The organism is Cellulomonas composti (genome assembly GCF_007990245.1).
Classification (GTDB): Bacteria; Actinomycetota; Actinomycetes; order Actinomycetales; family Cellulomonadaceae; genus Cellulomonas; species Cellulomonas composti.
Genome location: NZ_BJWG01000008.1, coordinates 1 through 22,843 on the forward strand (window position 1 = coordinate 1; position 22,843 = coordinate 22,843).

The following is a 22,843-nucleotide window of genomic DNA, read 5'->3' on the forward strand; positions in this document are numbered from 1 at the left end:
TCCCGAGGGTGACCTGGTCGATGAGGAGCAGGACGCGCTGGAGTGGGCGGCGTCGGTGCGGGCGGCGGTGTGCACGGTCGATCCGGAGTCGGCGGCCGCGGTGGCCGACGGGGTGGACCCTGATGCGCTGTTGTGGTTGGAGGGGATCGCGGCCGCCGACCGCCTGTCGGGCTGGTTGTACGCACGCCGGGCGTTGATGGCCGCGGCGCTCGCGCGGCACACCTCGATGAGCGGTCACGCGCTCGCGGGGGACCGGCTCGCGGCGACGGAGATCGCCTGGCGGCTGGGGTGCTCCAAGCAGGCCGCACAGCACCTGGTACGTGAGGGGCACGCGATGGGTGCGGGTCTGCAGCCCACGACGCAGGCGTTGCTGGGTGGGGACCTGGACGAGGTGCGTGGCCGGATCGTGGTGCGCCGGCTGGCGGACGTGCCCTGGCAGGTCGCCGAGCTCGTCCAGGAGCAGGTCCTGCCCGGTGCGAACCGGCGCACCCCGACCCAGCTCAGCGCCGATCTGGAGCGGGCGATCATCGCCGCCGACGCCCAGTACGCCGCGGGCGCCCACCGTGAGGCGCGGCGCACCCGGCGGGTGGAGCGGCCCCGTGCGTTACCGGACGGCATGTCGAGCCTGCGCGCGGTCCTGCCCGCCGAGACCGCCGCCGCCCTGGACAGCGTGCTCGAGTCCGTCGCGCGCGCCCGACGCGCCACGGGTGACCCGCGCACCCTCGACCAGCTACGCGCCGACACCCTGATCGACCTGACCCTCGGCGAGAACGCGCTCGACTCGGATGACCCGGACCTGGACGCGCACGGCCCGGCACCGACACCCTTCGGCACACCGACGCCACCGTGCACCCACGCCGACCCGCCCGCGACCCCAACACCCCGCGCGGGCGACCCCGCACCCACCGACCCCGCGCCCAGCGACCCCGCGTCAAGCGACCCCGCGCCCAGCGACCCCGCGTCAAGCGACCCCGCGCCCACCGACCCCGCGCCCAGCGACCCCGCGTCAAGCGATCCCGCGCCCACCGACCCCGCGCCGAGCGGCCCCGCGTCGAGCGACGCCGCGTCGACGAGCTCCGCGTCGAGCGATCCCGCGCCCGCCGACCCCGCGCCGAGCGATCCCGCGTCGAGCGACCCCGCGTCGGCGAGCTCCGCGCCGACGGGCGCAGCGTCGACTGGCCTCGCACCGGCTGGTGCTGTGTCGCCTGGCCTCGCACCGGCTGGTGCTGTGTCGACTGGCCTCGCACCGGCTGGTGCTGCGTCGATCCGGGTCGTATCGCCCGGCCCTGCATCGACGGGTGCCGTGTCCGCCGACGCCTCGACGCCGGTCGGCGGCGACCTCGCGGCCGAGGCCAGACGCCGACGCCCACGCGTGAACATCGACGTCGTCGTCTCACTCGAGACCCTGATCGGGCTCGACGACGCACCGGCCGAGCTCGCCGGGCACGGCCCGATCAGCGCCGCCCAGGCCCGCGCGCTCGCCCGGGGCGGAGTCTGGCGTCGGATCGTGACCGACCCGCTGAGCAACGCTGTCCTCGACGTCGGCAGGACCCGCTACAAGCCACCCGCCGACATCGAACACCACGTCCGAGCCCGAGACCGGCAGTGCTACGCGCCCTCGTGCTCCTCACCAGCCTCAGGCGCCGACCTCGACCACACCATCGAGTTCCACCCACCCCCATGGGCCCCCGACCAACCACCCGGACCCACCAGCGCCGACAACCTCGCCCCCGCCTGCCGGTCCTGCCACACCGTCAAGAGCACCGGTGCGTTCCGGGTGACCCAGGTATCACCCGGCGTGTTCCGCTGGCGCACACCCCTGGGCCTGACCTACGAGACACGACCCGGCGCCGACGGCTGGAACGAGCTGCTCGGCCGCGGACATCACACGGAACGGTCCTCGGCCGACCAACCACCACCCTTCTGACCACGCCCACCACTCCCGACGCCGCGCCATCGGAACGTACGCGCGGACGGTAGGCACGGACGCGCGGACCGTCGGCACACGGTCAGCACGGGCGCGGGGACCGTCGGCACACGGTCGGAGGGGACGGGGGGTCCGTCGACACACGGTCGGAGGGGACGGGGGTCCGTCGACGCACGGTCGGAGGGGACGGGGGTCCGTCGACACACGGTCGGCACGGACGCGCGGACCGTCGGCACACGGTCGGAGGGGACGTGGGGACGATCGGCACGCGGTCGGCACGCAGGCGTGCTCCGGCATACGCTGCCGGGGTCCGATTCATCCGCATCTCGGGCGCGCGGCGCCCCGGACCGAGCGCAGGAGTACGCCATGCCTCACGGCGACATCACGCACATCGACATCCCGGTCGCTGACCTGGCGGCGGCCGCACAGTTCTATGGCGGCGTGTTCGGTTGGGACATCGCCGACGTCCCCGGCTTCGAGGGCTACCCCATGTGGCAGGCGCCGAACAAGATCAGCGGCGGCGGGCTCGCGCCGCGCTCGGAGGGCTTCACGCAGCCCCGCAGCTACGTCGAGGTCGACTCGATCGACGAAGCGCTGGCCAAGGCGGTCGAGCTCGGCGGGACCGTGCTGATGGGCAAGGAACCCATCACCGAGACGAGCTCGTGGGCAGTGTTCTCCGACCCGGACGGCAACCACATCGGCCTCTACGAGAGCACGACGTCCTGACCGGCACAACAGCGCGTCCTCGTCCTGAACCGACATGCGCGCCGCGCACCCGGATGTGGGCGCTGCGCTGTCGCGGCGGCGACTACTCCGAGGCGGGCTCGACCGTCGCGGTCGGGTCCGGGGCGGGCTCGTCTGTCGCGGTCGGGTCCGGGGCGGGCTCGTCTGTCGCGGTCGGGTCCGGGGCGGGCTCGTCCGTCGCGGTCGGGTCCGGGGTCGTCTCGGCGGCGAGGCGGGGTTCGGTGCGCAGCTCGGGATGGAAGCCGGACTTGTCGGCGTAGAACGCGCGGATGACGTCCATGTCGGCGCGGGGATCGCCCGTGAGCTCGACGGTCGGGCCCAGACCGGCGGTCCGCGTCGTGCGGTCGACGTACCCGAGGGTGACCGACCAGCCGGTGCTGCGGGCGATGCGGTAGAAGCCGGACTTCCAGCCCGAGCCGTGGCGCGTGCCCTCGGGGGTGACGACGAGGTAGAACCGCTCGCCGGACCTGGCCCTCGCGACGAGGTCGTCGACCAGGCCGGCGGGGTTGCGTCGATCGACCGGGATGCCGCCGAGCGCCCGCATCAGCGGCCCGGCGACGCCGCCGAACAGCGTGTGCTTGCCCAGCCACCGGAAGGTGAGCTGCTGCTCCCAGGCGATGCCGAGCATCAACGCGAAGTCCCAGGCGGACGTGTGCGGCGCCCCGAGGATGATGCCGACGCCGTCGCGCGGCACACGTTCGGTGACGAGCTTCCATCGGCTCACCCGCCAGTAGGCGAGGGCGGTCGTGCGGCGCACCCCCATCGGTCCGCCCTCCTGTCGTTGGTCGCGGGGCCGGTCAGCGGCCGAGGATCAGGCTCATCGCCTCGGCACGCGTCGCGGTGGCGCGCATCTGGCCACGAACGGCCGAGGTCACCGTCCGTGAGCCGGGCTTGCGGACGCCGCGCATCGACATGCACAGGTGCTCGCACTCGACCACGACGATCGCTCCGCGCGGCTCGAGGTGCTCGACGAGCGCGTCGGCGATCTGCGACGTCAGCCGCTCCTGCACCTGCGGGCGCCGGGCGAACACGTCGACGAGCCGCGCGAGCTTGGACAGGCCCGTGATCCGCCCGTCCTCGCCGGGGATGTAGCCGACGTGCGCGACGCCGTGGAACGGAACGAGGTGGTGCTCGCAGGTGGAGTACACCTCGATGTCCTTGACCAGGACCATCTCCTCGTGGCCGAGGTCGAAGGTCGTGGTCAGCACGTCCGACGGCACCTGCCGCAGGCCGGCGAAGATCTCCCGGTAGGCGCGGGCGACCCGCGCCGGCGTCTCGAGCAGGCCCTCGCGGTCCGGGTCCTCGCCGACGGCGATCAGCAGCTCGCGGACGGCGGCGCGGGCCCGCGCCTCGTCGTACTCCCCTACAGCGCCGGACGGCGGCGTGATCGGGGTGATCATCCGTCGACCTCGGGCGTCTGGCCCGGGGGCACCTCGATGACCTCGCTCGGCGGACGCTCGTGGTTGGCGGCCGCGGCCTCGTCCTCGGGCACGACCGTGTGGCCGTTCAGCGCCGCCTTCTCGCCTGCCGTGAGCACGGGCGGGCGGTCCGAGACGGCGCGCTGGTCGCTCGAGAGCCACACCTGCCGCGGCGGGCGCTTGACGATCGGCTGGAAGATCTCCGCGAGCTGTGCCGCGTTCAGCGTCTCCTTCTCGAGCAGCTCGAGCACCAGGTGGTCGAGCACGTCGCGGTACTCGACGAGGATCGACCACGCCTCGTCATGCGCGTCCTCGATCATCGCGCGCACCTCGAGGTCGATCGAGCCTGCGACCTCCTCGGAGTAGTCGCGCTGGTGGCCGACGTCGCGGCCGAGGAAGACCTCGCCCGAGTCCTGACCGAGCCGGATCGCGCCGAGCCGGCTGCTCATGCCGAACTGCGTGACCATGCGCCGCGCGGTGGCTGTCGCCTTCTCGATGTCGTTGCCGGCACCCGTGGTCGGGTCGTGGAACACCAGCTCCTCGGCGACGCGCCCGCCCATCGCGTACGCGAGCTGGTCGAGCAGCTCGTTGCGCGTGACCGAGTACTTGTCCTCCACGGGCATGACCATCGTGTAGCCCAGCGCGCGACCGCGCGGCAGGATCGTCACCTTGGTGACCGGGTCGGTGTAGCGCAGCGCCGCCGCGACGAGCGCGTGGCCGCCCTCGTGGTACGCCGTGAGCTTCTGCTCCTTGACGTTCATGACGCGCGTGCGCTTCTGCGGGCCGGCCACGACGCGGTCGATCGCCTCGTCCAGCGCGTGGTCGTCGATGATCGTGCCGTTCTGGCGCGCGGTGAGCAGCGCGGCCTCGTTCAGCACGTTCGCGAGGTCGGCGCCCGTGAAGCCGGGCGTACGGCGCGCGACGGCCGTGAGGTCGACGTGCGGCGCCATCGGCTTGCCCTGCGCGTGGACCGACAGGATCTTCTCGCGGCCCTTGAGGTCCGGCGGCTCGACGGCGACCTGACGGTCGAAGCGGCCGGGACGCAGCAGCGCGGGGTCGAGGATGTCGGGCCGGTTGGTGGCCGCGATCATGATGACGTTCGTCTTGACGTCGAAGCCGTCCATCTCGACGAGCATCTGGTTGAGCGTCTGCTCGCGCTCGTCGTGCCCGCCGCCCAGGCCGGCGCCGCGGTGACGGCCCACGGCGTCGATCTCGTCGACGAAGATGATGGCCGGCGCGTTCTGCTTGGCCTGCTCGAACAGGTCGCGCACACGGCTGGCACCGACGCCGACGAACATCTCGACGAAGTCGGAACCGGAGATCGAGTAGAACGGCACGCCGGCCTCGCCCGCGACGGCGCGCGCCAGCAGGGTCTTGCCGGTCCCGGGCGGGCCGTAGAGCAGCACGCCCTTGGGGATCTTGGCGCCCACGGCCTGGAACTTGGCCGGCTCGGTGAGGAAGTCCTTGATCTCCTGGAGCTCCTCGACCGCCTCGTCGACACCCGCGACGTCGGCGAACGTGACCTGCGGGGACTCCTTGGAGACCAGCTTGGCGCGCGACTTGCCGAAGCTCATGACGCGCGAGCTGCCGCCCTGCATGTTCGCCATCAGGAACCAGAAGATGCCCAGGATGATGATGAACGGCAGGATCAGCGTGAGCAGGCTGCTCCACCACGACGTCTGCGGGTTGACCGAGGTGAAGCCCTTGGGCGGGTCCGCGTCCGCGACCGCCTGGACCACGGTCTCGCCCTGCGGCACCACGTACTGGAACGTGACGAGCTTGCCGTAGTCCTCGCCGTCCTTCTCGAACGGCTCGGTGAGCGTGAGGTCGACGCGCTGCACGCCGTCGGTGATCTTCGCCTGCTCGACCTTGCCGTCCGCGAGCAGGGACAGGCCGTCGGAGGTGTCGATCGAGCGGACGTTGGGCTGGGCCAGCGTGCTCACGCCGATCCAGAGCAGCACGACCGCCAGGGCGATCCACAGCAGGGGACCGCGAACTAAGCGCTTGACATTCATGGGCGTTCGGGGCCGAGCCCCTCAACCTCCTGCTCCGACGGGCTGATCGGTCGAAAGTACACGGTCGAACCGTGCGTTCCGTGCGGTGTTCGCCAAGGGCACATCGGCCCACAGCGAGCGCCGGACGTCACGCTCCTGCCTCGTCGGACCCGGTCACGCCCCGTAGACGTGCGGTGCGAGCGTCCCGACGAACGGCAGGTTGCGGTACTTCTCGGCGTAGTCCAGGCCGTACCCGACGACGAACTCGGGCGGGATGTCGAAGCCGACGTACCTCACGTCGACCTCGACCTTGGCCGCCTCGGGCTTGCGCAGCATCGTCGCGATCTCGACGCTCTCCGGCCCGCGGCTGCGCAGGTTCGACAGCAGCCACGACAGCGTGAGCCCGGAGTCGATGATGTCCTCGACGACCAGCACGTGCCGGCCGGTCAGGTCCGTGTCGAGGTCCTTGAGGATGCGCACGACGCCGGAGGACTTGGTGCCCGAGCCGTACGACGAGACGGCCATCCAGTCCATCTGCACGGGGGCGTGCAGCCGCCGCGCGAGGTCCGCCATGACCATCACGGCACCCTTGAGCACGCCGACGAGCAGCAGCTCCTTGTCCGCGTAGTCCGCGTCGATCTGCGCCGCGATCTCGTCGAGCCGGGCGTGCAGCTGCTCCTGCGTGAGCAGCACCCGCTCGAGGTCGCGTCCCATGTCCGCAGGGTCCACTGGTGCTCCTGGTCGTCGGCCTGGCCGGGAGCGCCAGGACGGTTCGGTGAGCCTCGAGGAGTCCGGGACCGTCATGCCCCGGCGGGCCCGATCACCAGCCTGCCACAGGAGCGGCGGGCCGCCCGACCGCCCGGCAGGTCGACCGGGCCCTGCCCGTGCCAGTCCACGACGAGCGCGTCGAGCCCGAGCACGTGCTCGCGGCGCAACGCGCCGGCGGGGCAGCCCGCGTCGAGGGCCGCCCGACGCAGGACGCGACGACGGACGGCGTCGGGCAGAGGTGCGAGCGCGGCGACGTCGAGGCCGTCCGCCACCCCGCCCGCCACCTCGTCCGCCGACCCGTCCGCCGACCCGTACGCCGGCACCGCGAGGGCGGCCGCATCGAGTGCGTCGGCGTCCTCCCGGAGCTGGTCGGCGGAGCGTGCGAGCGCGGCCGCGACGCCGGGACCGAGCACCTCCTCCAGGACGGGGAGCACCTGCGCGCGGACCCGGCTGCGCAGCGGGTGCTCGGGTGCGCCGGCGTTGGTCGGGTCGTGCCACGGTGTCAGGCCCAGCGCGTCGCACGCGGCGAGCGTGTCCGCGCGCGGCACCCCGAGCAGCGGTCGGCGCAGCAGCCCCCGGCGCGGCGCCATGCCGGCCAGGGACCGCGCGCCGGAGCCGCGGGCGAGCCCGAGCAGGACCGTCTCGGCCTGGTCGTCGAGCGTGTGCCCAAGCAGCACCGCCGCCGCACCGGTGCGCGCGGCGACGTCCGCGAGGGCCTCGTAGCGGGCGGTCCGGGCGGCCGCCTCCGGTCCCCCGGCGCTGCCGGGTCGCACGACGACGACGTGCACCGGGTCGAGCCCGAGCGTGCGGCACGTCGCGGCAGCGGCCGCGGCCACCTCGTCGGATCCGGGCGCCCAACCGTGGTCGACGACGACCGCGCCGACGCGAGCGGGCGCTGCGTCGTCGGACCCGCGGTGCAGGCGCGGCACGACGAACGCGGCCGCGGCGGCCAGCGCGAGCGAGTCCGGACCGCCGGAGCACGCGACGAGCACGAGCGCGCCGGGGGGCACGTCGGCGAGTGCGGAGCGCACCGCCGAGCGCACCCGAGCGACGGCGGGGGCCGGTCCGGGCATGGTCGTCAGCCGTGCACGCGGCGGACCCACGCTGCGGGGTCCTCGATCTCCGCGGGCGTCGGGAGGTGCTCGACCGACTCCCACACCGCGTTGAACCCGGTCAGCCCCACGGCTCCGCGCACGTGCCGGACGAAGTCGGCCCCGTCGCGGTACTGCGCGAGCTTGGCGTCCATCCCGAGCAGCCGCCGCAGCAGGCCCGCGGCCCCGCGCTTGCGGGCGGCGCTGTCCCGGCGCGCCTCGAACTTCGCGCGGATCTGCCGCACCGACGGCACCACGCGCCGTCCGACGGCGTCCATCGCGACGTCGGCGTGCCCCTCGAGCAGCGACATCACCGCACCGACCTCGTCGACGACGACGCGTTGCTCGTCGGACAGCGCGTCGAGCACGCTGCCGTCGGGCTTCGTCACGGCCTGCACGGCCCGCTCGACGAGGCTCGAGAACCGCTCGGCGAGGTCGCCCGACGCGTCCGGTTCGGTGCCGCCGACGAGGTTAGCCAGGACGAGCGAGAACCGCGCGCGCAGGTGCGGCGCGAGCCACGGCGCGGCCGCGAACTGCAGCGCGTGCGTCTGCTCGTGCAGCGCGACCCACAGCCGGAAGTCCGCCGGGTCGACGCCGAGGACGCGTTCCAGGTGGAGCACGTTGGGCGCGACGAGCAGGAGCCGCCCCTCGCCGGGCGCGAGCGGGTCCCGCGGACCGCCCCCGGGCGGGACGGGCGGCGTGAACGGGTCGAACTGCCCGAGCACCTTGCCCGAGAGGAACGCGAGGCCCGCGCCGACCTGCATCCCGGCGGACCTGCGCGAACCGGCCGACGGGACGGGCGCGTCGTCGGCCACGGGCGCCCCGCCGAGCGGTTCGGCGGGCGGTCCGGCGAGCGGTTCGGTCAGCGGTCCGGCGAGCACAGCGAACATCTGCGCGTTCGCGCGTGCCCAGCCCGCACGGTCCACGACGAGCACGCGCGAGACCTCCTGCGGCGGGCGGCCGTCCGCGGGGACCAGACGCGTGGTCCGGGAGGCTTCCACGGCGGCGCGCGTCGCGGACTCACGCAGCTGTCCGACGAGCTCGTCGAGCTGGTCCCGGCCGGCGCGCGGCCCCGGCCGGCTCAGGCGGCGCGCGACCGACGCGGCGGTGTCCCAGTCCACGGGTCCCAGGCTGTCCATGCGGACACGGTAACCGTGCTGCTCGTCGGCCGGTCGCCGCTTCCTCGTCGGCCGGACGCCGGTTACTCGCCGGCCGGACGTCAGCCGGACGTCAACCCCTGCAGCCGCAGGCCTGGACCTGCGTCACCCACGCGTCGATGGCCTGCCGCGCGCCGCCCTGCCACGCGTCGGGCGTGCGGGCCAGCACCGCGAAGACGAGCTGACGTCCGTCGGCGTCCTGCACGGTCCCCGCCAGGCCGCTCGTGTTCGCGAGGCTGCCCGTCTTGGCACGCACCATCCCGCGCGCGGGCGACTCGAGGTAGCGGTCCGCGAGCGTGCCGGTCAGGCCGCCGATCGGCATGCCCGCCGCGATCGAGCGCAGCATCGGCCGGCCCGGATCGACGACGAGCGTGAGCAGGTCGTCGAGCGTCTCGACCGTCAGCGTGGACCCGCGCGCGAGGCCGGACGCGTCGGACAGGTGTGCGCCCGTGGTGTCCACGCCCATGCCCGCGACGACGCGCAGCACGGCCTGCGTCGCGCCGTCGAAGCTGCCCGGCAGCCCCTGGTCGAGCGCGACGAGCCGGGCGACGACCTCGGTGATCGTGTTGTCCGACGACTCGAGGAAGAACGCGACCACGTCCGCCAGCGGCGCGGACCGCACCTCGGCCAGCTGCGCGGCACCCTCGGACGCGACGCCGTGCCGCACCGACCCCTCGACGGTGATCCCGGCCTCCTCGAGGCGGTCCGCGAACACGCCCGCCGCGTGCTGCGACGGGTCGGCGTAGCGCGGGACGTACTCCCCGGCCTTCGTCTTGGCGATGTTCACGGCGATCGACGTGACCGGCGCGACGTAGCCGAGCGACAGGTCGACGGGGTCCCAGTCGGGGTTGACGCTCGGTCCGGAGAACAGCGAGTCGTCGACCGTGAGCGTGACGCTCGTGACGCCGCGCAGTCGCAGGTCCTTCGCGGTCGCGCGCGCGAGGTCGCCCAGGCCCGCGTGGCCGAGCACGGCATCCGGGTCGCCCGCGTCCGCGGCCAGCATCATGTCCCCGCCCCCGACGAGCACGAGCGCGTCCGCGGCGTCGCCCTGCACGACCCTCGTCGCGACGGTCGAGGTCCCCGGCACCGAGCCGAGCGCAGCGGTCGCGGTGACGAGCTTGGCGGTCGACGCGGGCGTGCGCGGCGTCTCGCTGCGGTGCGACGCGACGACCTCGCCGGTGAGCTGGTCGGTGACCAGGACGCTGACGTTCTTCTCGCCGCCCAGGCGGGAGTCGGCCGCCATCTCGTCGACGAGCGCCTGCACGCGGTCCGCGGCGGGCTCGGGCGCGGCCGGGTCGAGCGCGGTGAGCGCGGTGGTGAGCTCGGGCGCCTCGACCGCGCCCGGCGCCGTGGGGAACGGGGCCGCGGGCTCGGGGGTCGGCTCGAGCGTGACCAGGCCGGGCACCAGATCCCGCGCATCGGCGTACACGTAACCGGTGGCCGCGAGCACCACGACGAGCATCGTCACGCCCATCACGCGTGCTCCCGTGCTCATCGTCGTCGCGCCCGTCTCGTCGTCCTGTGCCGCTCGTCACCATCCCCGGGAAGGGCCTGAGGGGGACGAGTCTGCCGCCGGTGCGTCAGACTATGCACAGCAGCGCGCGCCCGATACCGAGCGGCGCGCCGCGAGACCACCACGCGCGACCGTCCGACGAGGGCGACGGACGCAGCGGACAGGAGAGCTGTGGAGTTCGACGTCACGATCGAGATCCCCAAGGGTCAGCGCAACAAGTACGAGGTCGACCACGCGACGGGGCGCATCCGCCTCGACCGCATGCTCTTCACCTCGACGCGCTACCCCGACGACTACGGGTTCATCGAGGGCACGCTCGGCGAGGACGGCGACCCGCTCGACGCGCTCGTGCTGCTCGAGGAGCCCACGTTCCCCGGCTGCCTGATCCGTTGCCGCGCGCTCGGCATGTTCCGCATGCGCGACGAGGCCGGCGGCGACGACAAGGTGCTGTGCGTGCCGACGGGCGACCAGCGCGCCGCCTGGCGCCAGGACATCGACGACGTCTCGGACTTCCACCGCCTCGAGATCCAGCACTTCTTCGAGGTCTACAAGGACCTCGAGCCGGGCAAGTCCGTCGAGGGTGCGCACTGGACGGGCAAGGCCGAGGCCGAGGCCGAGATCGAGCGTTCGCGCCAGCGCGCCATCGACGCGGGCTACGACCACTGACCTCGTCGGACTACTCGTCGGACTAGATGTTGGCGAACTGACGACTGAGGTCGAGCCACATGAGGCCGGCACCCGTCGCGACGACGCCGGCGACGATCGCGAAGATCGCGCGCCCACGCCCGTGCCCGCCGTGCCGCGCGCGGACCAGCGCCCACACGCCGAGGCCGATCGCCACGGGTCCGAGGGGCCAGACCAGCAGCGAGAACAGGCCGACGTAGCCGGCGGTCACGGACTGCCACGACCTGCCGACGGGGACCAGCCAGTGCACCGCGCTGCCCGGCCCCGTCTCGTCGGACGGCCGGGGCGCCGGTACGCCCGCGGCGGGCGCGAGCGGCTGGGTGTGCTCCGTCCAGCCGGCCCCGTCGAACCACCGGACCACGCCGGGTGTCTCACCGTCCACGTACCAACCGGGCGCCGTCGTCGGCGGAGGAACGCTCATGCCGTCGCATCGGCACGCCATGGGCGCAGGTTAAGACGCGGCGTGCCCGGCGTCAGGGACGGCCGGCGTAGGGCATCGTGCCGCCCCAGCGCATCGTGGTCAGGCGCACCGTCAGGCCCGGTCGCGGGGCCTCGACGATCTGTCCGTTGCCCGCCCACATCGCGACGTGGTAGATCGAGTCGGGGTTGGACGGGTCGGTGCTCCAGAACACCAGGTCGCCCGGGCGCAGGTCGTTGTAGCTGATCTTGAGGACCTGCTTGTACTGGTCACGGGACGTCCGGTTGATCGCGACGCCCGCGGCGCTCCAGGACGTCATCGTCAGGCCCGAGCAGTCGTACCCCGGACCCGTGCCGCCCCAGACGTAGGGCGCACCGATCTTGCTCTTGGCCGACGAGAGCGCCTCGAGCCCGTCCTGCGCGGAGCCGACCGAACGCCCGGTACCCAGTCCGTAGGGCGGCGTGGCGGGCGGCTTCGTCGGTGTCGGCGACGGCGACGGCGTGACCGGGGGGGTCGTCGGCGGGGTCGTCGGGTCGGACGGCGGGGTCGTCGGGTTCGACGGCGGCGTGGTCGGGTTCGACGGCGGCGTGGTCGGGTCGGACGGCGGGGTGGTCGGGTTCGACGGGGGCGTGGTCGGGTTGGACGGCGGGGTCGTCGGGTCCGGGCTCGGCTGGTTGTCGAGCTGCTCGCGGCGGCGGCGCTCCTCGTCGAGCGCGTCCTGCCGGCGACGCTCGACGTCGACGCTGGTCTGACGCGCCTGCGAGAGCGCGACGAGCAGGCCGTTGCGCTCCTGCTCACCGGCGACGCGCGCGGCGTCCGCGTCGTCCGCGACCTGCTGGGCCTCGGCGAGCGCGTCCTGCGCGGCGGTCTGTGCGTCCTTGGCGTCCTGCGCGGCGGTGTCGGACTGCTCCGCGAGCGTCGAGGCGACGAGCTGGGCGGCCCGGTAGCGCTGGACCGCGTCGTCGGTCTTGGCGGTGAACTGGTCGAGCGCGCTGGTACGGCTGGCGACGTCCTGGAACCCGTCGGCCGAGAGCAGCGCCTCGATCATGTCCGCCGAGCCGCCGGACCGCGCGATCTGACGGGCGATCGCGACGAGCTCACGCCGCGAGGTCTCGGCCTCGGAGTCGGCCTTCGCGGAGCGCTCCGCGGCCTCGTCGGCCTTGTCCTGCGCGTCCTGCGCCGCGACGAGTGCCCGCGTGTACGACTCGCCCGCGATCTGCACCTGGACGTCCGCGGCGTCGGCCGCGGTGGACAGCTCGGCGAGCCGGATCTCCATCTCGGCGACCGACCGCTGCGCGTCGTCGACCGCGGCCTGCGCGTCGCGCACGTCCTGGTCGCTCGGCGCGGTCGGGTCCGCGAGCGCGCCCGGCGCGACGCCGACGAGCAGCCCGACGAGCATCGCGGCCGTCGCCGCAGCGCCCGCCCAGCGCAGCCGTCCCCGGTCGTCCACCGTCGCGTACCCCCGTGAGCCGTCTCGTCGTCCTCGTCGCCGCGGGCGCAGGGCCCGCGCGGCCGTCCACGACGACCTCTCGGGACGCTACCGGTCTGCGCCACAGAAGTGAACACCAGTCACACGAGTCCCACGAGTCACACGGCCCACGGCCGCGAATCTCGGGACGAACCGGACGTCGGACGACACCGCGCGCACGCGTTCGGGTGATTCACGTCCGGGATGTGAGACGGACGTCCCGCGGCGGAGGTCGAGTCGCATAGCCTCCGCAACATGTTCTGCCGAATGTGTCGCTGACAGCGCACGCTCGGCCATGCCCGCGGGCAGGTCATCCGCCCCTGACGGCCGGACCCCGACCCCCGCCCCAGCACCGCTCGATCCGTGCGCCCACCCCGAACCCGCACCGCGGGGGATGTCGGCTGCCCGAGCTCCCCGTGGTCACCGCAGTCGGTATCCATCCACCCGAAGCGAGGAGCAGACCCATGAGCAACGAGAACTGGAGCTTCGAGACCCGCCAGGTCCACGCCGGCCAGCAGCCCGACCCCACCACCGGCGCCCGCGCGCTGCCGATCTACCAGACCACGTCCTACGTGTTCCCCGACGCCGGCACGGCCGCCGCACGGTTCGCGCTGCAGGACCTCGGCCCGATCTACACGCGCATCGGCAACCCGACGCAGGAGGTCGTCGAGAACCGCATCGCGTCGCTCGAGGGCGGCGTCGGCGCGCTGCTCGTGGCGTCCGGCCAGGCCGCCGCGACGTTCGCGATCCTCAACGTCGCCGAGGCGGGCGACCACATCGTCGCGAGCCCGTCGCTCTACGGCGGCACCTACAACCTGCTGCACTACACGCTGCCCAAGCTCGGCGTCGAGACGACGTTCGTGACCGACCCGCACGACGCGGACGCGTGGCGCGCGGCGATCCGGCCGAACACCAAGGCGTTCTTCGCCGAGACGATCCCGAACCCGAAGTCCGACATCCTCGACATCGAGCTCGTCGCGGGGGTCGCTCACGAGTACGGCGCACCGCTGATCGTCGACAACACGGTCGCGACGCCGTACCTCATCAACCCGCTGTCGTGGGGTGCGGACGTCGTCGTGCACTCCGCGACGAAGTACCTCGGCGGGCACGGTTCGGCGATCGGCGGCGTGATCGTCGACGGCGGCTCGTTCGACTACGCGCAGCACCCCGACCGCTTCCCCGGCTTCAACGCGCCCGATCCCTCGTACCACGGGCTCGAGATCGCCAAGACGCTCGGCGTCGGCGGCCTGTTCGGCGTGAACCTGTCGTACATCCTCAAGGCGCGCATCCAGCTCCTGCGCGACCTGGGCGCCGCGATCTCGCCGTTCAACGCGTTCCTCATCGCGCAGGGCATCGAGACGCTCTCGCTGCGCGTCGAGCGGCACGTCGAGAACGCGACGAAGGTCGCGCAGTGGCTCGAGGCGCGCGACGACGTCCTCGGCGTGCACTACGCGGGTCTCGAGTCCAGCCCGTGGCACGCCAACCAGCTCAAGTACGCGCCCCGCGGCGGAGGTGCGGTGCTCGCGTTCGAGATCGACGGCGGCACCGAGGCCGGGCAGGCGTTCGTCTCGGCGCTCGAGCTGCACTCCAACGTCGCGAACATCGGCGACGTGCGCTCGCTCGTCATCCACCCGGCCTCGACGACGCACAGCCAGCTCACGCCCGACGAGCAGGCGCTGTCCGGCGTGACCCCCGGGCTCGTGCGGCTCGCGGTCGGCATCGAGCACATCGACGACATCCTGGCCGACCTGGACGCGGGCTTCCGCGCCGCCAAGGGCGCCTGACCCCCCGGGTGGCCCGTCCCGACCCGCGGTCAGGACGGGCCACCCGCCCCACCCCTGCGTAGATTGGTTCCTCGTGTCCGACGAGAACGCCGCAGCCACCGCGCGCGCGCCGCACGCCCGCACCCGGGCGAGCCGCCTGCCGGTGCCGCAGCGAGCCCCCGTGCCCGCCTCCTCGGCGTGGCGCCAGGGCGACCCCGTCGGCCGCCGCGAGTTCGCCGACCTGGGCCCGTTCGCGCTCGAGTCGGGCGGTCGACTGCCCGCCGTGCGGCTCGCCTTCGAGACCTGGGGCACGCTCGACGAGGACAGCAGCAACGCCGTGCTCGTGCTGCACGCCCTGACCGGCGACTCCCACGTCACCGGACCTGCCGGCGACGGTCACCCGACCGCCGGCTGGTGGCAGTCGATGGTCGGGCCCGGCGCCCCGATCGACACCGACCGCTGGTTCGTCGTCGCCCCCAACGTGCTGGGCGGCTGTCAGGGCTCCACCGGACCCTCGTCGGACGCGCCCGACGGCAAGCCGTGGGGCTCGCGGTTCCCGCGGCTGTCGGTGCGCGACCAGGTGGCCGCCGAGGTGCGCCTCGCGGACCTGCTCGGCATCCGCTCGTGGGCGCTCGTGATCGGCGCGTCGATGGGCGGGCAGCGCGTGCTCGAGTGGGCCGCGTCCGAGCCGCACCGCGTCGAGGCGTTCGCCGCGATCGCGACGACCGCGCAGACCTCGGGCGACCAGATCGCGAACTTCCACACCCAGCTCGCCGCGATCCACGGCGACCCGGCCTTCCGCAACGGCGACTACTACGACGCCGCACCCGGCGAGGGTCCGCACGTCGGCCTCGGCCTCGCGCGCCAGATCGCGCACCAGAGCTACCGGTCGGCGCTCGAGCTCGACGAGCGGTTCGGCCGCATCCCGCAGGGCGCCGAGGACCCGCTCGAGGGCGGCCGGTTCGCCGTGCAGTCCTACCTCGAGCACCACGGCGACAAGCTCGCGCGGCGGTTCGACGCCAACACGTACGTGACGCTGACGCGCACGATGATCACGCACGATCTCGGCCGCGACCGCGGGGGCGTGGACAACGCGCTGTCGCAGGTCACGGCCCGCGGGCTCGTCGTCGCGGTCGACACCGACCGGCTCTTCCCGCTCACGCAGTCCGAGCGGATCGCCGAGCACGTGCCCGGCGCCGGGCCCGTGCGGGTGGTGCACTCCGACTTCGGCCACGACGGCTTCCTCATCGAGGAGGACCAGGTCGGCGCGCACGTCGCGGACTTCCTCGCCGAGCGGGTCCGCACCCGTCCCTGAGCGCGTCGACGAGTCCGTCGTCGGGCCCGTTCGAGCACGGCAGGATGGGCGCATGACCGCGACGCTCGCCGAGGCCACGACCGCGCTGCACAGCCAGTGGGACCGGCTGCGCGCCTGGATCCTCGAGGTCGTCGTCGAGGCCGACGACACCGCCGTGGCCGCCGCGCCCTCGATCCTCGAGGGCTGGACCGTCACCGCGCTGGTCGCGCACGTCGGCCGCGCCATGGATGCGCTCGCCGCGTGCACGCCGCTGCCCGCGGACACCACGCCGCTCACGCTCGCCGAGTACCTCGGCACCTACGCGGGGCGTGCCGCCGACATCGCCGAGACCACACGCGCGATCGCCGCGCAGGTGGCACCCGACCCCGTCGGCTGGATCGACGCACGGGCCGCCGCCGCGTTCGCGACCCTCGCGGCGGCCGACGGCCGCGACCTCGTCGTGCAGGCGCGGCGCGGACCCGTGCGGCTGTCGACCATGACCGTCTCGCGCGTGATCGAGCTCGTCGTGCACGCCGACGACCTCGCCGTCTCGGTGCGCCGCGTCCCCGGTGCCGACGCCGGCCCGGACCCCGTCGACCCCGGCGCGCTCGACCTCGTCGCGCGCGAGCTGCTCGCGATCGTCGTCGCCCGCGGCGGCTGGGACCTCGAGGTCGTCGACCCGCTGACGTGGATTCGCCTGGCCACCGGACGCGCGCCGTGCGGCACGAGCAGCCTCGCCGCGGCGCTCGCACCGCGCTGGACGAGCGACGGCCTGCCGGACCTGGGCCGGATGCTGCCGATCCTGTGAGCCCTGGGGCGACGGTGAGCCCTGACCGACCGTGGACCCGGGCCCACCGTGAACCCTGGCCCTCGGCGCGGGCGTGCGCCACAGTGGGCGCATGACGCAGCTGCCTCCGGCGGGTTCGATCGCGATCGGGCACGTCGTCGCGGCGATGGACGCCGAGTCCGCCGTCTGGCCCGCGGGCGACGGGCTGCGTGTGTTCTGCGAGATGTACCGGCAGGTCACGGTCCTGATGGCGCTTCGGGTCACCGACGGCACGTTCGTCGACGCCGCGTTCGTCGAGGACCTCGACGTGCGGTTCGCCGACCTGTTCCTCGACGTCCCGCGCGACCTGGCGGCCCGCCGCGACGTGAACAAGGCCTGGGCGCCGCTCGTCGAACGCCGCACGACGCACGGGATCGAGCCGATCCAGTTCGCGCTCGCCGGGATGAATGCGCACATCAACCACGACCTCGCACTCGCGGTCGTCGCGACGTGCGAGGCGCGCGGCGTCACGCCGCACGCCCCCGGGGTGCACGCCGACTTCGAGCGCGTGAACCAAGTGCTCGCCGAGGTGGTGCGGCCCATCCGGCAGTCGTTCCTCGACGAGGTCGTCGTCCGCGCGGGTGCGCCGCTGTCGCCGCTGGCCGACCTCGTCTCCGACTTCTCGATCGACAAGGCGCGCGACGCCGCCTGGGCGAACGCGCTCGTGCTCTGGCACCTGCGCGACGCGGGCTGGGTGGCCTCCGCGGCGCGTGACGCGCTCGCCCGCACGGTCGGGCTCGTCGGGCGGCAGCTCCTCATCGCACTCGGCTGACCTGCGCCGACGGGGTCCGCGGGCATACCGTGGGTCCGTGCTCGCCGCCTACGTCAGCCGGTTCTCGTCGGACTCCCTCGACGGACTCGTCGTCGACGAACGTCCGGCCCCGCCCGTCCGCGACGGTTGGGTCGTCGTGGACGTGCGTGCCGCCGCGCTCAACCACCACGACCTGTGGTCGCTGCGGGGCGTCGGGCTGCGTGCCGACCAGCTGCCGATGATCCTCGGCACCGATGCCGCGGGCGTCGTCGACGGGCGCGAGGTCGTCGTGCACGGCGTGATCGGCGGCCCGCACGGCCGCGGTGTCCCGGCCGACGAACCGCGCAGCCTGCTCTCGGAGCGGTACGACGGTGCACTCGCGGAGCAGGTCGCCGTTCCCGCCTGGAACCTCGTGGACAAGCCCGCCGAGCTCTCGTTCGTCGAGGCCGCGTGCCTGCCGACGGCCTGGCTCACCGCCTACCGGATGCTGTTCAGCGTCGGCGGCGCGCAGCCCGGGCAGCGCGTGCTCGTGCAGGGCGCCGGCGGCGGCGTCGCGACCGCGGCGATCCGGCTCGGCGCCGCGGCCGGGCTCGAGGTCGTCGTGACGGGTCGCGACGAGGAACGCCGTGCGCGGGCCCTGGCGCTCGGCGCAGCCGCCGCGGTCGAACCCGGCGCCCGCGTGCCGCGCGCCGACCTCGTGCTCGAGACCGTCGGCCGCGCCACCTGGTCGCACTCGGTGCGCTCCGTGCGGCCGGGCGGGCGCATCGTCGTCGCGGGTGCGACCTCGGGCGAGCCCGAGAACGCCGAGCTCACGCGGATCTTCTTCACCGAGCTCGAGGTGCGCGGCGTGACCATGGGCACGCGCGACGACCTCGAGCACCTGCTCGCGTTCCTCGCCCGCACGGGCGTGCGCCCCCTCGTCGACTCGACGTTCCCGCTCGCCGACGCCCGTTCCGGCCTCGCGCGCCTCGCGGCCGGGACGCAGTTCGGCAAGATCGTCCTGACGCTCTGAGGGGGCACGGTGGCCAGCGCGTGGCGCAAGGACGTCCTGGGTCCGGGGTACCTCCGGCGCACCCTGCACCTGCGCGCCGACGACGAGGGCGAGGTCGTCGCGACGCTCGTGCGGTACTCCCCCGACGCCGCGCCGGCCCGCCCCGCGCGCGTCCTGCTGTACGTGCACGGCTGGTCCGACTACTTCTTCCAGACCGGGCTGGCCGAGTACTGGCACGCCCGTGGCGTCGCGTTCTACGCGCTCGACCTGCGCAAGTACGGCCGCAGTCTGCTCCCGCACCAGACCCCGGGATACATCGACGACCTCAGCGAGTACGACGAGGAGATCGAGGCTGCGATCGACGTGCTGCGCGCCACGCACGGCAAGCACGCCCGGCTCATGCTCATGGGGCACTCGACCGGTGGGCTCACGCTGTGCCTGTGGGCCCATCGGCACCCCGGCGTCGCGAGCGGGCTGGTGCTCAACAGCCCGTGGCTCGAGCTGCAGGGGTCCTCCGTGGTGCGGCACGTCTCGAGCCCGGCGATCGCCCAGATCGCGCGGTTCCAGCCCAAGGCGGCGCTGCCGAACGTCGACCCGGGCTTCTACTCGCGCACCATCTCGACCGCGACCGGCGGCGAGTGGACCTACGACGAGCAGTGGCGGCCCACGCCGTCGTTCCCCGTGCGCGCGGGCTGGCTCAGCGCCGTGATGACCGGCCATGCGTTGGTGGCCCGCGGCCTGACGATCGACGTGCCCGTGCTCATGATGGCGTCGTCGCGGACCCTCATCTCACCGCGCTGGAGCGAGGACATGCGCAGCTCGGACGTCGTGCTCGACGTCGACCTCCTCGCGCGGCGGGCCGTGCAGCTCGGGGGATGCGTGACGGTGGTGCGCATCGTCGGCGGCGTGCACGACCTGGTGCTGTCCGCACCTCCCGTCCGTGCCCACGTGTACGCCGAGCTCGACCGCTGGGTCGCCGCCTACGGCTGGGACTGAGCAGGCGGTGCGTCAGGACGGTGCGTAGCGGGCCGCCTCCGCGAGCGTGGGACCGCCGTCGCCGATGCGCCAGGTGCGCCAGCCGTCGATCTCGTGCGGGGCGTCCACCGCGGCCGCGGCGGCGTGCCCCGGGTCCGTGAACACGCGCCCGTCGGCGAGCTCGACGAGACCGTCGTGCCGCAGGGTCGCGATCACCCGCTGGCCGCGGCGCTCGCGGAACCAGACGAGCGTCGTCAGCACCCGGCGCTGGTGCGCGAGCGTGGCCAGCGCGGGGTGCGGCAGACCGGGATCGCGCTGCGCGGGTACCTCGTCGAGCGCCGGACCCGGGTCGACGACCGGCGTCGGGGCCGTCGTCGACGCGCGTTCCGCCGCCGCGAGCGCAGCCTCCGGCGGCACCGAGACCGGGCCGGCCGGCCTTGCGGTCGGCGGGGCGGTCGGCGCAGTGCTCGGCTGGTTCGTCGGCTGCTGACCGGTCGGGTGCGGGTTCGTCGGGTACGGGTTCGTCGGGTACGGGCTTGCCGGGTACGGGTTCGTCGGCGGCGGGCTCGTCGGGGCCGGGGGGACCATGCCGAGGTTCGCCGACGACGCGGCGGGCACGGCGGGAGCGTGTGCGGCGGGAGGCTGCGTCGCGGGCGACTGCGTCGCGGGAATCTGCGTCGCGGGGACCTGCGTCGCGGGAGCCTGGACCGTCGGTGCCGGCGGAACCGTGGGCGGGGCGGGGGTCGGCGGGACCGTCGGCTGGGCGCGGGTCGGCGCGTGCGCGGACGGGAACGCCGAGGCCGGCGGCAGCGCGTGCGGCGGCGGGGCCGGCTGCGTCAGTGCGCTCCCAGGGACAGGCGGGCGGCGCCGCTCTCCCTCGTAGGCCATCGCGGTGGCGAAGGAGGCCTCGCTGGAGCGCACCAGGCGCAGCGCGGTCGGCTCGACGGGGCGCCGCGTCACCTCGTGCCGCGCGAGCGGCGAGACCTCGAGCATCCGACGTTCGTCGACCCCGCGCACGACGCCGAGCTGCAGCACGTCGACGTGCCGGCCCGGTCCACGCAGGTAGCCGAGCGTGTCGCCGGCCTCGGGCGCGACCTCGGAGCACAGCACGACGAGGCGCACGCCCTCGCGGCGGCTCGTCTGGGCGCCGAACGCGACCTGCTCACGGAACGCGGCGAAGTCCACCGGGAACCGGGCCGGGTCGGCGTGGTAGGCGCGGGCGAGGTCCGTCGCAGTCATGCGGGCGGCAGCGCCCGCATGGCGCAGCGCGCTCACGACCGCCTCGTCGTCGAGCACCTGCACGACCTCGACGACGACGGCGCGACCCGTCGCGTCGAGCGCGAGCAGCTCCGGCAGGTCCGCGTGGTCCGGCGCCGAGACCCGCGGCCGGACCGCGAACAGCGGCTCGCCGGCGATCGCCGCGAGGTGATGCGTGAGGAGCGCACCGCAGTCCGCGCGGAACGACCCGGGCAGTGGCTGCATCGGCTGGACGAGGCGGGGGCGGCCGTCGTCGAGCTCGAAGATGGGCATTCCCGACCAGCCCTTCCTGGGGCGGCCAAGGGTAGGCCCGGACCCCGTCGGCAGTGGAGCGCCGCGCGCTCCCGCGCACCGGCGTGCCTACCTTGTCACGCCACGCGGCCCACGTCAGTCCGCCGGACGGGTACGAGTTGGTCCGATGTCCAGTCCGTTCGAGACCGCGCCCCAGGTCACGCGCGAGTCACTGCGCGCGTCACTGTTCGCGTCACTGCGCGAGCGCTGCCTCGACGCGCTCGACCTTGCCGGTCAGCTCACCCGTGTGGCCAGGTCGGATGTCGGCCTTGAGCACGAGGCTCACGCGACCGCCGTGCTGCCCGACCGCCTCGGTGGCCCGGCGCACGACGTCCATCACCTCGTCCCACTCGCCCTCGATCGTCGTGAACATCGCGTCGGTGCGGTTCGGCAGGCCGGACTCGCGAACGATGCGCACGGCGTCCGCGACAGCGGCCGTGACGGACTCACCCACACCGAGCGGGGCAACAGAGAAGGCAACGAGCATGCACCCACCCTCACCACCCCACCCTCCCGTGTCCACCCCGGTCCGCCCACCAAGACCCCCCCCGGCCCACGCCCCCCCTCGACCGCCCCTTCCCCGCGCCGACCCGGATTCCCGACGGTGGGGAGTCTGCGCGCCAGCCCCATGGACGCAGCGATCGATGCAGGACCCGGCGGGTCCACCCCGCCAGACCCGCACCCATCACTGCACCCACACCACCACCCAGCCCCCCCCCCGCGGCAGCCGTGCGCTGTGCCCTGAGCGGTGCGCGCTCGCAGCTCGACCGTGAGTGCAGGGATCGATGCAGAACTGGGCGGGTGGAGCGCGCCGGAGCTGCATCCATGTCTGCATTCAGCGCCGACGGCGCGGCGGGGGCGGCGTGGCGGGCGGCGGGGCGGCGGCCCGACCGGGGTGGGGCGGTGGGGGCGGGGCGGGGGGTGGGGCGGTGGGGGCGGGGCGGGGGGTGGGGCGGTGGGGGCGGGGCGGTGGGGTGTGGGTGGTGGGGCGTAGAACAGGGGGATGGGTGCGGATGTGCGGGTGCGGTGGGCGGATGTCGAGGCGGAGGCGCCGGATCTGGCGGCGCTCGTGCGCGCGGTGTTCCAGGCGGGGACCAACAAGACGCTCGCCACGCTGCGGGCGGACGGGGCGCCGCGGATCTCCGCGACGGAGTGCGAGTTCGGCGAGGACGTGACGCTCGGGATGATGCCCGGCTCGGTGAAGCTGCGGGACGTGCTTCGCGACCCGCGCGTGGCGCTGCACTCGCCGACGCTCGAGCCGCCGTCGGACTTGTCCGCGTGGGTGGGCGACGCGAAGCTCGCCGGACGGCTGGTCGCGATCCCGCGCCCGGTCGGCGACGGACCAACCGGTGCGTGGTTCGCGCTCGACGTCGCGCAGGTCGTGCACACGTGCGTCGACGAGGCGGCGCGCGAGCTCGTGGTGACGACGTGGCATCCCGGGCGTGGGGTCGAGCGCGTGCGCCGGGAGTAAGGGTCGGGCGATCCGCGGACCAGGAGCTCGGGGGGTGCCGGC

Annotated in this window: 20 protein-coding genes and 1 pseudogene; 10 read left to right on the forward strand and 11 right to left on the reverse strand. The window is 74.0% G+C overall.

The genetic code is table 11. From position 1 onward, the window contains the following. The coding region (locus CCO02nite_RS09510; protein ID WP_146842907.1) for an HNH endonuclease at positions 1-1,927 on the forward strand (1,927 nt) is incomplete at its 5' end. A gap of 366 nt (positions 1,928-2,293) precedes the next feature. After that, positions 2,294-2,653 carry a VOC family protein gene (locus CCO02nite_RS09515; protein ID WP_146842908.1) on the forward strand — a complete coding sequence of 120 codons (360 nt, stop codon included), beginning with the start codon at positions 2,294-2,296 and terminating at the stop codon, positions 2,651-2,653. Positions 2,654-2,846: 193 nt separating this feature from the next. Here CCO02nite_RS09515 and CCO02nite_RS09520 read toward each other — a convergent pair. The 7 genes and pseudogenes from CCO02nite_RS09520 to dacB all read right to left on the reverse strand — a co-directional run. Next, a pseudogene (locus CCO02nite_RS09520) lies at positions 2,847-3,434 on the reverse strand (1-acyl-sn-glycerol-3-phosphate acyltransferase); the annotation flags it as partial. A 34-nt stretch (positions 3,435-3,468) separates the two neighbouring features. Then, positions 3,469-4,071, reverse strand: coding sequence for a GTP cyclohydrolase I FolE (folE, locus tag CCO02nite_RS09525; protein ID WP_146842910.1), 603 nt, complete (start codon positions 4,069-4,071; stop codon positions 3,469-3,471). Continuing rightward, positions 4,068-6,104, reverse strand: a complete 2,037-nt coding sequence (gene ftsH, locus CCO02nite_RS09530) for an ATP-dependent zinc metalloprotease FtsH (protein WP_146842911.1) — start codon at positions 6,102-6,104, stop codon at positions 4,068-4,070. The genes folE and ftsH overlap by 4 nt, the downstream gene beginning before the upstream one ends. Before the next feature lie 153 nt (positions 6,105-6,257). Further along, complete coding sequence (hpt, locus tag CCO02nite_RS09535; protein ID WP_146842912.1) at positions 6,258-6,812, reverse strand: hypoxanthine phosphoribosyltransferase; 555 nt, start codon at positions 6,810-6,812, stop codon at positions 6,258-6,260. A gap of 71 nt (positions 6,813-6,883) precedes the next feature. Further along, entirely contained in the window at positions 6,884-7,924 is a 1,041-nt protein-coding gene (gene tilS / locus CCO02nite_RS09540; protein WP_146842913.1) for a tRNA lysidine(34) synthetase TilS, read from the reverse strand. A 5-nt stretch (positions 7,925-7,929) separates the two neighbouring features. Further along, positions 7,930-9,081 (reverse strand): Rv3626c family coenzyme F420 biosynthesis-associated protein, encoded by a 1,152-nt coding sequence (locus CCO02nite_RS09545; RefSeq protein ID WP_146842914.1) that lies wholly within the window; start codon positions 9,079-9,081, stop codon positions 7,930-7,932. Between the two features lie 91 nt (positions 9,082-9,172). Then, positions 9,173-10,594: a D-alanyl-D-alanine carboxypeptidase/D-alanyl-D-alanine endopeptidase gene (gene dacB, locus CCO02nite_RS09550; RefSeq protein ID WP_146842915.1), complete on the reverse strand. Its 1,422-nt coding sequence runs from the start codon at positions 10,592-10,594 to the stop codon at positions 9,173-9,175. A 189-nt stretch (positions 10,595-10,783) separates the two neighbouring features. Here dacB and CCO02nite_RS09555 point away from each other — a divergent pair, with 189 nt between their 5' ends. Continuing rightward, a complete protein-coding gene (locus tag CCO02nite_RS09555; RefSeq protein ID WP_146842916.1) occupies positions 10,784-11,278 on the forward strand; it encodes an inorganic diphosphatase in 495 nt (164 codons plus the stop codon). Between the two features lie 22 nt (positions 11,279-11,300). Here the strand turns inward: CCO02nite_RS09555 and CCO02nite_RS15710 are convergent, their stop codons facing one another. Both CCO02nite_RS15710 and CCO02nite_RS09565 read right to left on the reverse strand, forming a co-directional pair. Beyond that, a complete protein-coding gene (locus tag CCO02nite_RS15710; protein ID WP_186812654.1) occupies positions 11,301-11,717 on the reverse strand; it encodes a DUF2510 domain-containing protein in 417 nt (138 codons plus the stop codon). A 52-nt stretch (positions 11,718-11,769) separates the two neighbouring features. Next, positions 11,770-13,164 (reverse strand): C40 family peptidase, encoded by a 1,395-nt coding sequence (locus CCO02nite_RS09565; protein ID WP_146842917.1) that lies wholly within the window; start codon positions 13,162-13,164, stop codon positions 11,770-11,772. A 482-nt stretch (positions 13,165-13,646) separates the two neighbouring features. On the opposite strand from CCO02nite_RS09565, the gene CCO02nite_RS09570 reads away from it, so the two are divergent. The 6 genes from CCO02nite_RS09570 to CCO02nite_RS09595 all read left to right on the forward strand — a co-directional run bounded on the left by CCO02nite_RS09570 (position 13,647) and on the right by CCO02nite_RS09595 (position 19,803). Then, complete coding sequence (locus CCO02nite_RS09570) at positions 13,647-14,966, forward strand: bifunctional o-acetylhomoserine/o-acetylserine sulfhydrylase (protein WP_146842918.1); 1,320 nt, start codon at positions 13,647-13,649, stop codon at positions 14,964-14,966. 73 nt (positions 14,967-15,039) lie between these two features. Next, positions 15,040-16,260 carry a homoserine O-acetyltransferase MetX gene (gene metX, locus CCO02nite_RS09575; RefSeq protein ID WP_146842919.1) on the forward strand — a complete coding sequence of 407 codons (1,221 nt, stop codon included), beginning with the start codon at positions 15,040-15,042 and terminating at the stop codon, positions 16,258-16,260. 52 nt (positions 16,261-16,312) lie between these two features. Continuing rightward, positions 16,313-17,047, forward strand: coding sequence for a maleylpyruvate isomerase N-terminal domain-containing protein (locus tag CCO02nite_RS09580; RefSeq protein WP_146842920.1), 735 nt, complete (start codon positions 16,313-16,315; stop codon positions 17,045-17,047). A gap of 91 nt (positions 17,048-17,138) precedes the next feature. Beyond that, positions 17,139-17,837, forward strand: a complete 699-nt coding sequence (locus tag CCO02nite_RS09585; protein ID WP_146842921.1) for a DUF5995 family protein — start codon at positions 17,139-17,141, stop codon at positions 17,835-17,837. Positions 17,838-17,874: 37 nt separating this feature from the next. Further along, complete coding sequence (locus tag CCO02nite_RS09590; protein ID WP_146842922.1) at positions 17,875-18,828, forward strand: zinc-binding dehydrogenase; 954 nt, start codon at positions 17,875-17,877, stop codon at positions 18,826-18,828. 9 nt (positions 18,829-18,837) lie between these two features. Further along, positions 18,838-19,803: an alpha/beta hydrolase gene (locus tag CCO02nite_RS09595; protein ID WP_146842923.1), complete on the forward strand. Its 966-nt coding sequence runs from the start codon at positions 18,838-18,840 to the stop codon at positions 19,801-19,803. A 12-nt stretch (positions 19,804-19,815) separates the two neighbouring features. On the opposite strand, the gene CCO02nite_RS09600 is transcribed toward CCO02nite_RS09595, so the two are convergent. Next, positions 19,816-21,312 carry a restriction system modified-DNA reader domain-containing protein gene (locus CCO02nite_RS09600; protein ID WP_146842924.1) on the reverse strand — a complete coding sequence of 499 codons (1,497 nt, stop codon included), beginning with the start codon at positions 21,310-21,312 and terminating at the stop codon, positions 19,816-19,818. Positions 21,313-21,523: 211 nt separating this feature from the next. Next, complete coding sequence (locus CCO02nite_RS09605) at positions 21,524-21,817, reverse strand: MTH1187 family thiamine-binding protein (protein WP_146842925.1); 294 nt, start codon at positions 21,815-21,817, stop codon at positions 21,524-21,526. A gap of 516 nt (positions 21,818-22,333) precedes the next feature. Between CCO02nite_RS09605 and CCO02nite_RS09610 the strand changes: the two genes are divergently transcribed. Continuing rightward, a complete protein-coding gene (locus CCO02nite_RS09610; RefSeq protein ID WP_146842926.1) occupies positions 22,334-22,801 on the forward strand; it encodes a pyridoxamine 5'-phosphate oxidase family protein in 468 nt (155 codons plus the stop codon). The last annotated feature ends 42 nt before the right edge of the window (positions 22,802-22,843 follow it).